A 13297-nucleotide genomic window follows, 5' to 3' on the forward strand; every position below is an offset into this window, starting at 1 on the left:
ATTATGTCAAAAGACATTAAAGTTAAGAAAGGTCTTGATTTGCGGTTCAAGGGGGAAGCGGAAAAAACCCTTGTAGATGCCCCACGATCGAAGACCTTTGCTATTAAACCACCGGATTTTCACTCAGTTGTTCCCAAACTTACTTTAAAAGAAGGAGCTAAAGTTTTAGCGGGTGAAGAGATTTTCTTTTCTAAATATAATAAAGAATTAAAATTTGTTTCTCCTGTTAGTGGTGAGGTCAAAGAAGTAGTTAGAGGTGCTAAGCGCCGTGTGTTGGAGGTTGTGATTCAAGCAGATCAAACCAATTCTTATAAAGAATATGATCGTATAGATATTGCTTCGGCTGATGCGAAAGTAGTTAAGAATAGGGTTTTTGAAAGTGGTTGTGGAGCTTTTATAAAACAGCGTCCTTATGATGTTGTTGCTAACTCTGAAGATACTCCGAAGGCTATTTATGTTTCAACCTATAATACAGCACCACTTGCGGCAGATCCTGATTTCTTTTTACAAGATCAAAAAGAAGAGTTTCAAGCAGGGATTGATGTCTTGAAAAAACTAACTGACGGGAAAGTTTATGCAGCGGTAAATAATAAATCTTCTAATTTTAAAGATATAAAAGGGGCTGAAATTTTAAATGTTTCAGGTCCGCATCCCGCCGGAAATGTAGGTGTTCACGTTAGTGAAACAGAACCTATGAATATGGGGGATCGTGTATGGACTGTAGGTCCGGAAGATGTAGCGATTATCGGGAGATTGTTTTTGACTGGTAAATTTGATGCCAAAAGAACAATAGCTGTTGTTGGTGCCGATGCAAAAGACAGGAAATATTTTAGAACTTATATTGGTGCTGATGCAACAGATTTAGTGGGCGGTTTTAATGAGAATGAAAGCCGTGTAATTTCTGGTGATATGTTAACCGGGATTAAACTAACCAAAGAGCATCATTATTTAGGTTTTTACGATAATACGCTTACCGTAATCCCAGAAGGGAATAACTATAGGATATTTGGTTGGTTGCCATTTACTTATAATGGTATTCATTCCATGTCTAAAACTTCACTTTCTTGGATGTTGCCTAAAAAGAAGTATGATGTAAATACCAATTTAAACGGTGAAGAAAGAGCTTTAGTGGTGACAGGGGAGATGGAAGAGGTTATGCCTTTAAATATTTATCCGATGCAATTGTTAAAAGCTTGTATGACCGGGAATATTGAAAAAATGGAAAATCTTGGGATTTACGAAGTAATACCGGAAGATTTTGCATTGGTAGATTATGTGAATACCTCTAAAATTGAGGCGCAAGAAATAATTCGTCTTGGTTTAGATTTAATGATTACTGAAGTAGGATAAAAGGATCATCATATATGAAGTGGATACGTCAAAGGCTCGATAAAATTAAAGAGCCATTTTCTAAAGGAAATAAATACGAAAAGTTTGCACCTGCGATCAATGCATTAGATACATTTTTATTTGTACCTAATCATACAACTAAAAAAGGTGCTCACGTTAGAGATGCGGTAGATTTAAAGCGTGTCATGATAACAGTGGTACTTGCTTTGGTTCCTGCCTTAATATTTGGAATGTGGAATACAGGTTACCAATATTTACATCAAATTCAAGGTGAAGTTGGTTTTTGGGAAGCTATAGGTTACGGAGCTACAAAGTTTTTACCTATGATTGTGGTTTCTTACGCTGTAGGTTTAGGAATTGAATTTGCATTTGCTATTATGCGGGGGCACGAAGTAAACGAAGGTTATTTAGTGACCGGTTTACTTATCCCAATGATTATGCCTATTGGTATTCCGTTATGGATGGTAGCGGTTTCAGTAGTATTTGCTGTAGTGATTGGTAAAGAAGCATTTGGAGGTACCGGGATGAATATTTTAAATCCCGCTTTAACTGCGAGGGCTTTTGCCTTTTTTGCTTATCCTACCTATATGTCTGGTAATACCGTTTGGGTAAGTGAAGCAGGTGTAATCGATGGTGTCTCTGGTGAAACAATTTTAGGTAAATTAGCGGCTGGAACAGATGTTCCTTATACTTCTATGGATATGTTCTCGGGATTAATACCAGGTTCCATTTCAGAAACTTCTACTATCTGTATTCTTGCCGGAGCTTTGTTGTTGATTTTAACCAAAGTTGGAAGTTGGAGAATTATATTTAGTGGTTTTATAGGAGCTGCTTGTATGGCGTTGATTTTTAACTGGCTTGGAGGAGCTTATTTTCCAGATAACGATTTAATGAATTTCCCTTGGTATAATCACTTAATTGTTGGTGGTCTTGCTTTTGGAGTGGTGTTTATGGCAACAGATCCTGTTTCTGCAGCGCAAACCTTTAAAGGGAAATGGATTTATGGTTTCTTGATAGGTCTTTTCGCGGTAATGATTCGGGTGTTTAACCCAGCTTATCCGGAAGGAATCATGTTGGCCATCTTGTTAATGAACGTATTCGCACCGACCATCGATCATTTTGTGATAGAGTCTAATGTGAAGAAACGTAAGAAAAGAGTTAAAGCACAAGTAAAAACAGCTTAAAAGTATACTCATGAATAGAAATAGTAACGCATATACTTTCATTTTTGCGGTAATAATGGTAATCGTGGTGGCTTCTGTACTGGCATTCACTGCTACTTCCTTACAGCCGATACAAAATGAAAATGTTCGACAAGAGAAAATGCAGAATATTTTACATACTGTAGGTATAGATGTAGAACGTTCTCAGGCAAAAGAAAATTTCGATAAATATATCATTAAGGAATTAGCTTTAGATTCAAAAGGAAAGGTGAAGTTTGAAGGCGAGAAGGCTTTCCAGGTAGATCTTTCTAAAGAATTAAATAAGGCAGATACAGAACAGGCATTCCCATTATATATAGCTGATGTAAAAGGCGAAGAATATTATATTATTCCTTTAAGAGGTACAGGTCTGTGGGATGCAATTTGGGGATATATTGCTTTAAAAAATGATGTAAATACCATAAAAGGTGTTGTTTTTGATCACAAGGGGGAAACTACCGGACTTGGAGGTGAAATTACTAAAGCCTGGTTTCAGCAACGTTTTGAAGATGAAAAAATCTTTGATAGTGCTGGTAACTTAGTAGGTGTTTCTGTAGTGAAAGGCTATGGAGGAGGAAGCAATAAAGACGATAATGAAGTAGATGCAATTTCAGGAGCAACCATTACTGGTGACGGTGTGACTAGAATGATTTCTGAAAGGTTAAAGCATTACCTTCCTTATTTTAAGAGTAAAACTGATATGAAAGTAGCAGTAAAATAAAATTTTTATGGCTAAAGAAAATAGTAAAAACACAGAGGTTTCAGAAAAAGAAGCCAAGAAAAAAGAATTAATCTTTTTCCTTTCTAGTTCAGAAGAAAAAGAAAGCTTCTTGTCTAAACAAAACATGAAGTTATTGTCAGATCCATTAAATGATGATAACCCAATTACTGTTCAGGTATTAGGTATCTGTTCGGCATTAGCGATTACCGTGCAATTGCAAGCTGCTATTGTGATGTCTTTGGCGGTAATGGTTGTAATGGCATTTAGTAACATGATTATCTCATTAATGCGTAATCTTATTCCTAGCCGAATTAGGATTATTGTTCAGTTAGTAGTCGTTGCTGCATTGGTAATTTTAGTAGATCAAGTGCTTAAAGCCTATGCTTACGATGTTAGTAAACAGCTATCTGTATTCGTTGGTTTAATTATTACCAACTGTATCGTGATGGGGCGTTTAGAAGCATTTGCATTGGGTAACGGAGTTTATAAATCGTTTTTAGATGGTATTGGTAATGCAGCCGGATATGGATTAATTTTAATTATCGTGGCGTTTTTCCGTGAACTTCTAGGTTCTGGTAAATTGTTCGGTTTTGAAGTATTAGGTCATAAAGGAGCAACTTTAGCTGAATCAACAGGACTATATGCTTTTGGTTACGAAAATAACGGGTTAATGTTATTGGCGCCTATGGCTTTAATTATCGTTGGGATCATTATTTGGGTACAACGTTCAAGAAATAGAAAATTAATAGAAGAAGCATAGAAACTGCTTAAAATTATAGATTATGCAAGAGTATTTAAATTTATTTGTTAGAAGTATCTTCATCGAAAATATGATTTTCGCATACTTCTTAGGGATGTGTTCTTACTTGGCAGTTTCAAAAAACGTAAAAACTGCAGTTGGTTTAGGAGCAGCGGTAATCTTCGTACTTACTGTTACAGTACCTATCAACTTCTGGATGGATCAATATTTATTAAGACCTGGAGCGTTACAATGGATAGACCCTGCTTATGCAGATGTAGATTTAAGTTTCTTAAGTTTCATCATGTTTATTGCGGTAATTGCATCGATGGTTCAGTTAGTAGAAATGATTGTTGAAAAATTTGCACCTGCATTATACGGAGCGTTAGGTATTTTCTTACCACTTATCGCGGTAAACTGTGCGATATTAGGAGGTTCTTTATTTATGCAGCAAAAGAATTTTGATAATGTTGGAGCAGCTGTAACCTATGGTTTTGGTAGTGGTATAGGCTGGTTCTTAGCTATCTTAGCGATTGCAGCTATTAGAGAAAAAATTGCGTACTCAAACGTACCTGCCCCATTAAAAGGTTTGGGAATAACATTTATTATTACCGGATTAATGGCGATAGGTTTTATGAGTTTTATGGGAATTAAATTATAGTAGAAAACAAAGCATTATGACAGTAATAATTGCAAGTGTAATTGTATTTTTAGCATTAATACTTTTATTGGTAAGTGTACTTTTAGGAGCTAAAGCAAAACTTATTCCTTCTGGTCCTGTAAAAATCAATGTCAACGGAGAAAAAGATATAGAAGTAGGTTCCGGGGGAACTTTGTTATCTACACTAGGGGATAATAAACTTTTTTTACCGTCTGCCTGTGGTGGTGGTGGTACTTGTATTCAGTGTAAGTGTATCGTTAAAGAAGGTGGAGGAGCAATTCTGCCTACCGAAGAGCCACACTTTACCAGAAAAGAGATTGCTGAAGGTTGGCGTCTTGGATGTCAGGTGAAAGTAAAACAAGATATGGATATTCAAATCCCTGAAGAGGTATTTGGTATTAAAAAATGGGAAGCAACCGTAGTGAGAAACTGGAATGTTGCTTCTTTTATCAAGGAATTTGTAGTTGAAATTCCTGAAGATATGGACTACAAAGCTGGAGGTTATATTCAGATTGAAGTTCCTAAATGTGAGGTGAAGTTTGAAGATATGGATATTACTGCTCACCCGGAAGAACATCCAGGAGAGCCAGATAAATTCCAAAAAGAGTGGGATAACTTTAAGCTTTGGCCTTTAGTGATGAAAAATCCAGAGACAGTAGAAAGAGCTTATTCTATGGCTTCTTATCCTGCTGAAGGACGTGAAGTGATGCTTAATGTTCGTATTGCAACTCCTCCTTTCGATCGTGCAAAAGGCGGTTGGATGGATGTGAATCCAGGGATAGCTTCTTCTTATATTTTCTCTAGAAAGAAAGGAGATAAAGTAATTATATCCGGTCCTTATGGGGAATTCTTCATTAACGAAAGTGAAGCTGAAATGTTATACGTAGGTGGTGGTGCAGGAATGGCCCCTATGCGTTCTCACTTATATCACTTATTTAAAACCTTAAAAACGGGTAGAAAAGTAACCTATTGGTACGGAGGTCGTTCTAAAAGAGAATTATTTTATTTAGAACATTTTAGAGAACTAGAAAGAGAATTTGAAAATTTTAAATTCTATATCGTTCTATCTGAACCTTTAGAAGAAGATAATTGGAAAGTAAAAGAAGATATAAATAGTGAAGGTGATGGGTTCTTAGGGTTTGTTCACAATGCTGTGATCGATGAATACCTTAGTAAACATGACGAGCCGGAAGAAATAGAATTATATTTCTGTGGACCACCGTTAATGAATAAAGCGGTTCAAAAAATGGGAGAAGATTTTGGTATTCCTGATGAAAATATCAGATTCGATGATTTCGGAGGATAAAACCTTCCTCTTTAAGAATAATAAAAGTCCGATAACCTTATATCGGACTTTTTCTTTTTAATAACTTATCTTTGAGTTATGAATGAATTATCTGAGCAAGACTTACATAACCTGGCGATGAATGTAGTGGGAGAAGATCTCCAGAAACAAGGTTATGAATTTCTAGGTGTAAATAGTCAATTAAAAAGAAATCCTCAATTTGTAGCCTTAAAGAATAAAAAACTACACTTTGTTATTGTGCGTGCTATTTCTTATCCTGACAATCCTGTTGAGTATGATGTTGTTTTTATGGAAACTATAAAAGAACACGCTAATAAATTTAACGCCCGTACTTTTTATGCAGGGGTGGGCTTAGCCCATTCAGAAGATTATGAAAAACCTTTAACTAAAGATTCTCAATACGTAGTAAATTATAATGGATTACAAGAAATTTAATTTAATACTTCTCTTAGTAATAGTCTTTACTTCATGCAATAATAGTCCTTCATTGAGTTATACGGAGGGGAATGCCATCGGTACTACTTATCATATTAAATATTATTCAGATGAAAAGTTTGATGTAGAAAAAGGGATCGATTCTGTTTTTTATGCTGTTAATCAATCTATGAGTACCTACATGCCACAGTCGGATATTTCCAGAATTAATAAAGGGGATAGCAGTATAGTGGTCGATAAAATGTTTAAGGAAACTTTTCAGCTTTCAAAGGAAATTCATCACAACACTAAGGGGTATTTTGAGCCTACTGTCGGCAATTTGGTGAATGCTTATGGCTTTGGTTCAGAAAACCTTAAAGTTCAACTAGACTCCACTACTATTGATTCTTTATTGCAATTTGTGGGAATTGAAAAGGTAAGCATAACTGAAGAAGGGAAACTAGTAAAAATGAATCCTGGTGTTTATCTCGAATTTAATGCCATAGGTAAAGGTTATGCAGTTGATAGAATTGCTAAATATTTAGAGCTACACGGAGCTAAAAACTACTTAGTGGAAGTAGGTGGTGAATTAAGTGCAAAAGGCGTAAATCTTGATAAAAACAAACCTTGGCGAGTAGGGATTGACGATCCTAACCAAACGGAAGCTCAAAGGACTATAACTTCTGTTCTTACTTTAAACGACAGGGCAATGGCTACCTCTGGTAATTACAGAAAATTCCGAGTAGATTCAGTTACCGGAAAAAAATACGTACATACCATTAATCCCAATACTGGATTGGCAAGTAAAAGTAATTTATTGAGTGCATCTGTGTTAGCTGAAAATTGTGCCTTAGCCGATGGTTATGCAACAGCATTTATGGCTATGGGACTTGAAAAAAGTAAAGAAACTTTAGAACAACTCCCTTCGGTTGATGCTTTTTTGATTTATGATGAAAATGGAGAAGTAAAAACTTATGCTACCAAAGGTTTTCAAAAAGTATTGCAAAATTAATTATTCGATTTAAAACAAATCGGTAAAATTTCGCCTTTTGCTAATCGGTATTTATCAACTTCTGTTTTTGAGAGTTGATGGGTGTAATCCACTTCCTTTACAATAAAACCTTTACTGCGAAGCTTTTCAAAATAATCTCTGCCATAGATTCTAACATGATCATATTGTCCAAAAATTCTTGCACGTTCTTTGCTGTCGGTAATGCTATTATCTTCAAAGGTTTTTTCCCGATTTAAATCCTGTGGAATCTGTAAAATAGCCATTCCATTAGGCTTTAAAATGCGATAGAGCTCTTCCATGGCTTTATCATCATCAGGAATATGTTCTAACACATGATTACAAAAGATTACATCATAGCTGTTATCTTCAAAAGGTAAATTGCAGATATCTGCTTTTACATCTGCTAAAGGAGAATTTAAATCAGTAGTAGTGTAATCTAAATTCTTTAATTTTTTAAACCGTTTGTAAAAAGCTTGCTCAGGTGCAAAGTGAAGCATTTTGTGGGGTACGGTAAAAAAATCGGTTTCATTTTTTAAATAAAGCCATAAAAGTCTATGCCGCTCCAAAGAGAGGGTAGAAGGCGAAAGAACGTTTTCTCGCTGATTTTCATATCCATAAGGAAGGAATTTTGAAAAACTTCTACCATCTATCGGATCGGTATATCTATTGCCTTTAAGGGCAATTGCTAAAAAAGGCTTTACTAAATAACTTAGCTTTATAAGTATAGGTCTAGGAACGGAATTTAATATACTTTTAAAAGCCTTTTTAAACATGTTATACTTTTATGTCTCCCCAGTTTTCACCGGTTTTAATACGGTGTAACTGCATTTCTGAAACACCAAACTGTTTGGCTAACACTTTCAATCTTGTTCTTCTGTTGGGGTCCAGAAGTTTTCTTTTTAAGATGGTAGCTTCACCTAAAGTTAGTTTAGTGTAAGTTCTACGTTTACTTTGTCTTTTAGCAATTACTTTGGGGTTGTGATCTTGATGAGATTCCCACTCTTTGCGGTTTACCCAAGCAAGATTACTAAGGTTGTTATCCAATTTATCATAATTTTTATGGATAACAAACAGGCCATCTTCCGGCTTGTCTAAAAATGCAATTGCTTGAATTTTGTGTACATAAAAGTTTTTACGTTTACCGTTTTTTAATTTTGTATTAAAAACCTTGTAACCGTTAATGGCACTTCCTTTAAGGACGACACCATTTTTGCTCTTCACAAAATTCATGATTCTGCCTTTACTGGAAATGGCTATTTCATAACCTTCTTCCCAGTCGTCTTCGTAATAATACCGCCACTCTTCAACTAAGTTGTTGTCGCGGTAAAAAGATTCAAGTTTGTCTAAATTCATCTTCTTCTTCGCTTTTAATTCCCAATGATTCATAAATATAATCAAAGGTAGATAGTAATTGGGGGTTACCGTCTACCAGGGCCACATCATGTTCAAAATGTGCACTGGGCTTTCCGTCTGCAGTTAGGATAGTCCAGCCATCACGAAGTTGCTTGATGCGTTTCGTTCCTAGATTTATCATGGGTTCAATGGCTACTGCCATACCTTCAATAAATTTCTTACCTCGGCCTCTACGGCCATAGTTTGGCATTTCTGGGTCTTCGTGCATTTTAGTACCTAGACCGTGACCTACCAATTCTCTTACTACTCCGTAACCGTGATCTTCAGCGTGCTTTTGTATAGCATAGCCTACATCGCCAACACGGTTACCAAGTTTAAATTCTTTTATGCCAATATAAAGTGATTCTTTGGTCACTTTTAAAAGCTGTTTTATTTCTGGGGCGACTTCACCTACTTCAAAAGTGTAGGCGTGATCACCATAAAAGCCATTTTTTACAGCTCCACAATCTACCGAAATGATATCGCCTTCCTCTAAGGGTTTATCATTAGGTATGCCGTGAACTACTTGAGCATTTGGACTTACGCATAAAGTATTAGGAAAATCATATAATCCTAAAAACCCGGGTATAGCATCTTGTGATCTTATGTATTCTTCAGCTATTTTGTCTAACTGAAGAGTGGTAACTCCCGGTTTTATTTCTTTTGCTATAATCCCTAATGTTCTTGATACTATTTGGGCGCTTTCGCGCATTAATTCTAATTCTTCTTTATTCTTGGTAATGATCATTAACTACTTTTTTTAAGAAATGAGAACAATCCCTTATTCTTTTTTTGTTCCGGGATATTGGGTTTGGTATTGGTGAGTTCTTGGTAAATTTCTCCCCATCCATAAAAACCTCCTACATTTCTGTCATCTATAAAAATATCTGCATTAATCTTTCGACTGTATTTAGGGTCAAATTCTTCTTCAGGAAAACTTTGATTGACCGCATAAAATTTGATTCCTCTTTCTCTGCAGAAATCTACAGCAGCGTCTAATCTCTCGCCATGTCTGTATGTCCACAATATTAATCGATGACCTTCATTTTCTAATTTTTTAAGCGTTTCAAATGCAAAGATTTTAGGTTCTCCTATACTAGGATATGCGTCTTCTACAATCGTGCCGTCAAAATCTACTGCTATGGTTAAAGACTTATTACTTATCATTCAACTTTATTTTATTCTGCGTAAACGTTTTTGTAAGGTTGTTCGGTAACAATCTTTAAAATATCTTTTTCTAAAGTTTTCTGAGGAAATTCAACAAATCTATTTACTTCTTTCCCATTTTTGTCGAAAAAAATAATTGTTGGTACACGTTGAATATCTAATCCTTCTTCATAATCATTCTCTGTAGATTTAGATCGATCCATCGAGTAAATCTCCAGATTTTTTTCTTTAAAGTTTACATCATCTAAAAGCTTTAAAAGTTTAGGTACTTCTCTTCTGCTATCGGGACACCATGTTCCCATAAAAACCTTTATATGGTATTTTTTGATAGGCTTTTTTATTTCTTTTAAAACCTTTTTCTTTGGTTTGTAAGCATCATAAGCTTTTATGAACCAATCTGCAGTAGAACCTGTTCTAAAGTCTTCTTGAGTGATAAGACCTGTATGGTTTTTATCTGCAGTAGGATTCTTTTCTTGTGCAAGAGTATATAAATTTACTAAAAAAAATAGTAAAAAACTAAACTTTATTGATTTTAGGTTATTGATTTTCATTATTTTATAATAGATTTTTGTGTCATTAATTCAGGTTGGTCAATTTCCATTAGTTCAAGGATAGTTGGGGCAACGTCTCCTAAGATACCATCATTAATTTCCTTTTTATCTTTACTTACCAAAATAACCGGAACAGGATTAGTGGTATGAGCGGTATTGGCACTTCCGTCTTCATTAACCATTTTTTCACTATTTCCGTGATCTGCAAGAATAATCATATTATAATTTTCTTTAGCAGCTTCATAAACCTTGCCTAAACATTCGTCTACGGTTTCACATGCTTTTACAGCTGCATCAAAATCTCCTGTATGGCCTACCATATCTGGATTGGCAAAATTGATACAGAAAAAATCTATAGAGGCTTTTTTGATTTCTTTTTCTAGCTTATCAGTAAGCTCATAAGCACTCATTTCCGGTTGTAAATCGTAAGTAGCAACCTTCGGTGAGTTTACTAATATACGATCTTCTCCTTTGAATGGTTTTTCTCTTCCTCCAGAAAAGAAAAAAGTAACGTGTGGGTATTTTTCCGTTTCGGCAGCTCTTAGCTGGGTTTTACCCGCATATTCTAAAGCTTCTCCTAAGGTAGCTTTGATGTTGTCTTTTTTGTAAACTACATTTATATTTTGAAATGACTCATCATAAGTAGTCATAGTTACGAAATACAATTTCAATTTATGCATATCGTAATCGGTAAAATCTTCTTGAGATAATGCCTGTGTAAGTTGTCTTCCTCTGTCGGTTCTGAAATTAAAGAAAATAACTACATCTCCTTTTTGAAGTTTAGTTACAGGTTTATCATTTTCAGTAATTACAATAGGTTTGATGAATTCATCAGTCACCTCGTTGTCATAACTATTTTGGATAGCTTCTAAAGGATTATCAGTGCTTACTTCCCCTTCGCCTTTAACAATTAAATCATAAGCTTTTTTGGTTCTTTCCCAACGTTTATCACGATCCATAGCATAATACCTGCCTATTATTGAAGCTAGTTTTGCATCGTTTTCTTTTAACGTAGGTAGCAAGTCTTCAATAAATCCTTTTCCAGATTTTGGATCTACATCACGACCGTCTGTAAACGCATGAACGTATTTGTTTTTTACTCCCGAGTCGTGGGCCGCACTTACTAAACCTTTTAGGTGTTTAATGTGAGAATGCACCCCACCATCACTTAATAATCCTAAAAAGTGAACCGCTTTGTCATTAGTTTTGGCATAATCAAAAGCTTCTTTTAAAACAGCCTCATCCTTCAACGTGTCATTATCTACTGCCATATTAATTTTGGCTAGATCTTGATAAACAACCCTACCAGCTCCTAAATTCATATGGCCAACTTCGCTATTTCCCATTTGACCTTCAGGTAACCCCACGTTCATACCGTCGGTACGAAGCTGGGCATGAGGGTATTCTTTGTAAAGCTTGTCGAAATTTGGAGTGTTTGCTTTTTCTATCGCAGATGCATCAGGGTTTTGAGTAAGCCCCCATCCGTCTAAAATCAATAAAATTGTTTTTTTTGACATCAAGTAAAGTTTGGGGTAAAGGTAAAAACTTAAAAAACGCTAATTTATAATATTTTCCTAAAATTATCCGCCATACAACGTTTATTTTAGCTTAAAAGAGAGTGGTTAATATCTAAAACGTTTTCGTTTACGTAATTCTTGATAAAAGTATCTGAAAAGTTTTGATTGCCGCGAATTTCAGAATCTTCTTTGAGTACTTTATCGATGTCTAATTTCCTGTATTTTTTAAGGTATGGAATGGAAAGTGGCGAATACGAAAAATGCCAAGGTTCGTGTTTAAAACCTTTCCTGCTTTTATCGTTTGTGTAAACCAGGTAAAAATCGAATTTTTTTGAATTTTTATCCATCCATTCACGAAGTGGAGTGTAAACACCCTTATTGTAATAATTTTTAGGCTGAAGTAAGGAAGAAGGCGCTTTAGGGTTAGCATCAATAATATCGATATCGGTTCCCCAATGATGCCTAGAGGTTCCCGGAATGGTAGAATATTCTACAATTTTCTCAATGGCTTCTACAGGTGATAAACCTTGTTGTGTAAAGCGTTTAAATTTATTGTTCCAAATGTTTTTTTGATGATCGAAACTTCGGTAACTGGAAACTATTTGAATAGCAATCCCATCGGTTTGTGCCGCTTTTTGCATTTTTAAGAAGGCTCTGTATGCTTCTTTTCTTATCTGATAACCGGAACCATATAAGCTAGGCGAACCTTTGCCCAATAATTCTTCCGTAGAAATTTCTGCAGAGTTCAAAAATGAAAATGAATTGAATGGAAGTAAACCAGCTGCTGAAGAAAGTAAAGATAAATGGAGAAAGTTTCGTCTATTCATAATTTTTAAACATCAAAAAATGTGGGCCTACCGTGGGAATCTCAAATTCCTTTCCAAAAACTTCAAAATTATTTTTTTGATAGAATTTCACAGCACTTTTTCTGGCATAAAACCATAAAATAGCGGGTGGATTTTGATGGATTAAATCTTCGGCATATACTAATAAATGTTTACCTAAGCCTTTTCCCTGAGCTTCCGGAATAACAGCCATTCCTCTTAAGCGGAACTGGTTATTACTTTTTAATTTTTCGCTTTTATCTTTTAGAATAGTGGCTATAGCTTGAATCTCTTCATCTATGTACAAAGCAAGATGAATGGTTTCTTCAGCATGATCTCCTTCAAAAAAACATTCTTCCCGCGGTTTGCCGTTTCTTAAAACAGCTTGCCTAACGGGAAGAATAGTTTCAACGTTGACTTCTTTAATATGTATTTTCAATG

General features: G+C 35.2%; 16 protein-coding genes. 8 read left to right on the forward strand and 8 right to left on the reverse strand.

Translation table 11 applies throughout. The annotated features are described in order from the left end of the window. Positions 1-3 precede the first annotated feature (3 nt). The 8 genes from FVB9532_RS11800 (at position 4) to FVB9532_RS11835 (ending at position 7405) form a co-directional block, all read left to right on the forward strand. Entirely contained in the window at positions 4-1350 is a 1347-nt protein-coding gene (locus tag FVB9532_RS11800; RefSeq protein WP_150545384.1) for a Na(+)-translocating NADH-quinone reductase subunit A, read from the forward strand. A 14-nt stretch (positions 1351-1364) separates the two neighbouring features. Beyond that, positions 1365-2534, forward strand: coding sequence for an NADH:ubiquinone reductase (Na(+)-transporting) subunit B (locus FVB9532_RS11805; protein WP_150545385.1), 1170 nt, complete (start codon positions 1365-1367; stop codon positions 2532-2534). Positions 2535-2544: 10 nt separating this feature from the next. Continuing rightward, positions 2545-3273, forward strand: coding sequence for a Na(+)-translocating NADH-quinone reductase subunit C (locus tag FVB9532_RS11810; protein WP_150545386.1), 729 nt, complete (start codon positions 2545-2547; stop codon positions 3271-3273). A gap of 7 nt (positions 3274-3280) precedes the next feature. After that, a complete protein-coding gene (locus tag FVB9532_RS11815; protein ID WP_150545387.1) occupies positions 3281-4033 on the forward strand; it encodes an NADH:ubiquinone reductase (Na(+)-transporting) subunit D in 753 nt (250 codons plus the stop codon). Between the two features lie 22 nt (positions 4034-4055). Beyond that, a complete protein-coding gene (gene nqrE, locus FVB9532_RS11820) occupies positions 4056-4673 on the forward strand; it encodes an NADH:ubiquinone reductase (Na(+)-transporting) subunit E (protein ID WP_150545388.1) in 618 nt (205 codons plus the stop codon). Positions 4674-4689: 16 nt separating this feature from the next. Then, positions 4690-5979 (forward strand): NADH:ubiquinone reductase (Na(+)-transporting) subunit F, encoded by a 1290-nt coding sequence (gene nqrF / locus FVB9532_RS11825; protein ID WP_150545389.1) that lies wholly within the window; start codon positions 4690-4692, stop codon positions 5977-5979. 78 nt (positions 5980-6057) lie between these two features. Beyond that, positions 6058-6414 carry a DUF8840 domain-containing protein gene (locus FVB9532_RS11830; protein WP_150545390.1) on the forward strand — a complete coding sequence of 119 codons (357 nt, stop codon included), beginning with the start codon at positions 6058-6060 and terminating at the stop codon, positions 6412-6414. Positions 6415-6466: 52 nt separating this feature from the next. Then, positions 6467-7405: an FAD:protein FMN transferase gene (locus FVB9532_RS11835; RefSeq protein WP_228482323.1), complete on the forward strand. Its 939-nt coding sequence runs from the start codon at positions 6467-6469 to the stop codon at positions 7403-7405. Here the strand turns inward: FVB9532_RS11835 and FVB9532_RS11840 are convergent. From FVB9532_RS11840 to FVB9532_RS11875, 8 genes are all read right to left on the reverse strand, one after another. After that, complete coding sequence (locus FVB9532_RS11840) at positions 7402-8178, reverse strand: class I SAM-dependent methyltransferase (protein WP_150545392.1); 777 nt, start codon at positions 8176-8178, stop codon at positions 7402-7404. The two genes, FVB9532_RS11835 and FVB9532_RS11840, sit on opposite strands and share 4 nt — an antisense overlap. A gap of 1 nt (position 8179) precedes the next feature. Then, positions 8180-8758, reverse strand: a complete 579-nt coding sequence (locus FVB9532_RS11845) for an HNH endonuclease (protein WP_150545393.1) — start codon at positions 8756-8758, stop codon at positions 8180-8182. Next, positions 8739-9545: a type I methionyl aminopeptidase gene (gene map, locus FVB9532_RS11850; protein WP_150545394.1), complete on the reverse strand. Its 807-nt coding sequence runs from the start codon at positions 9543-9545 to the stop codon at positions 8739-8741. The genes FVB9532_RS11845 and map overlap by 20 nt, the downstream gene beginning before the upstream one ends. Beyond that, positions 9545-9964, reverse strand: coding sequence for a BT0820 family HAD-type phosphatase (locus FVB9532_RS11855; RefSeq protein ID WP_150545395.1), 420 nt, complete (start codon positions 9962-9964; stop codon positions 9545-9547). Before FVB9532_RS11855 ends, map begins: the two co-directional genes overlap by 1 nt. Before the next feature lie 11 nt (positions 9965-9975). Further along, positions 9976-10515 carry a TlpA family protein disulfide reductase gene (locus tag FVB9532_RS11860; protein WP_150545396.1) on the reverse strand — a complete coding sequence of 180 codons (540 nt, stop codon included), beginning with the start codon at positions 10513-10515 and terminating at the stop codon, positions 9976-9978. Beyond that, a complete protein-coding gene (gene gpmI, locus FVB9532_RS11865) occupies positions 10515-12032 on the reverse strand; it encodes a 2,3-bisphosphoglycerate-independent phosphoglycerate mutase (RefSeq protein ID WP_150545397.1) in 1518 nt (505 codons plus the stop codon). The genes FVB9532_RS11860 and gpmI overlap by 1 nt, the downstream gene beginning before the upstream one ends. 86 nt (positions 12033-12118) lie before the next feature. Beyond that, complete coding sequence (locus FVB9532_RS11870; protein WP_150545398.1) at positions 12119-12859, reverse strand: M15 family metallopeptidase; 741 nt, start codon at positions 12857-12859, stop codon at positions 12119-12121. Beyond that, on the reverse strand, positions 12852-13295 hold the full coding sequence (locus FVB9532_RS11875; protein WP_150545399.1) for a GNAT family N-acetyltransferase: 444 nt from the start codon (positions 13293-13295) through the stop codon (positions 12852-12854). The genes FVB9532_RS11870 and FVB9532_RS11875 overlap by 8 nt, the downstream gene beginning before the upstream one ends. Positions 13296-13297 lie beyond the last annotated feature (2 nt).

Origin of the sequence: Mesonia oceanica (genome assembly GCF_902499555.1) — a bacterium.
GTDB lineage: Bacteria > Bacteroidota > Bacteroidia > Flavobacteriales > Flavobacteriaceae > Mesonia > Mesonia oceanica.

Bases quoted from the DNA above. Each gene is read 5' to 3' on its own strand.
- FVB9532_RS11840 (WP_150545392.1), bottom strand. From the start codon at position 8,178: ATGTTTAAAAAGGCTTTTAAAAGTATATTAAATTCCGTTCCTAGACCT.
- FVB9532_RS11800 (WP_150545384.1), top strand. From the start codon at position 4: ATGTCAAAAGACATTAAAGTTAAGAAAGGTCTTGATTTGCGGTTCAAG.
- FVB9532_RS11830 (WP_150545390.1), top strand. From the start codon at position 6,058: ATGAATGAATTATCTGAGCAAGACTTACATAACCTGGCGATGAATGTA.
- FVB9532_RS11845 (WP_150545393.1), bottom strand. From the start codon at position 8,758: ATGAATTTAGACAAACTTGAATCTTTTTACCGCGACAACAACTTAGTT.
- FVB9532_RS11860 (WP_150545396.1), bottom strand. From the start codon at position 10,515: ATGAAAATCAATAACCTAAAATCAATAAAGTTTAGTTTTTTACTATTT.
- nqrE (WP_150545388.1), top strand. From the start codon at position 4,056: ATGCAAGAGTATTTAAATTTATTTGTTAGAAGTATCTTCATCGAAAAT.
- FVB9532_RS11810 (WP_150545386.1), top strand. From the start codon at position 2,545: ATGAATAGAAATAGTAACGCATATACTTTCATTTTTGCGGTAATAATG.
- FVB9532_RS11815 (WP_150545387.1), top strand. From the start codon at position 3,281: ATGGCTAAAGAAAATAGTAAAAACACAGAGGTTTCAGAAAAAGAAGCC.
- FVB9532_RS11805 (WP_150545385.1), top strand. From the start codon at position 1,365: ATGAAGTGGATACGTCAAAGGCTCGATAAAATTAAAGAGCCATTTTCT.
- map (WP_150545394.1), bottom strand. From the start codon at position 9,545: ATGATCATTACCAAGAATAAAGAAGAATTAGAATTAATGCGCGAAAGC.
- FVB9532_RS11870 (WP_150545398.1), bottom strand. From the start codon at position 12,859: ATGAATAGACGAAACTTTCTCCATTTATCTTTACTTTCTTCAGCAGCT.
- gpmI (WP_150545397.1), bottom strand. From the start codon at position 12,032: ATGTCAAAAAAAACAATTTTATTGATTTTAGACGGATGGGGGCTTACT.
- FVB9532_RS11855 (WP_150545395.1), bottom strand. From the start codon at position 9,964: ATGATAAGTAATAAGTCTTTAACCATAGCAGTAGATTTTGACGGCACG.
- nqrF (WP_150545389.1), top strand. From the start codon at position 4,690: ATGACAGTAATAATTGCAAGTGTAATTGTATTTTTAGCATTAATACTT.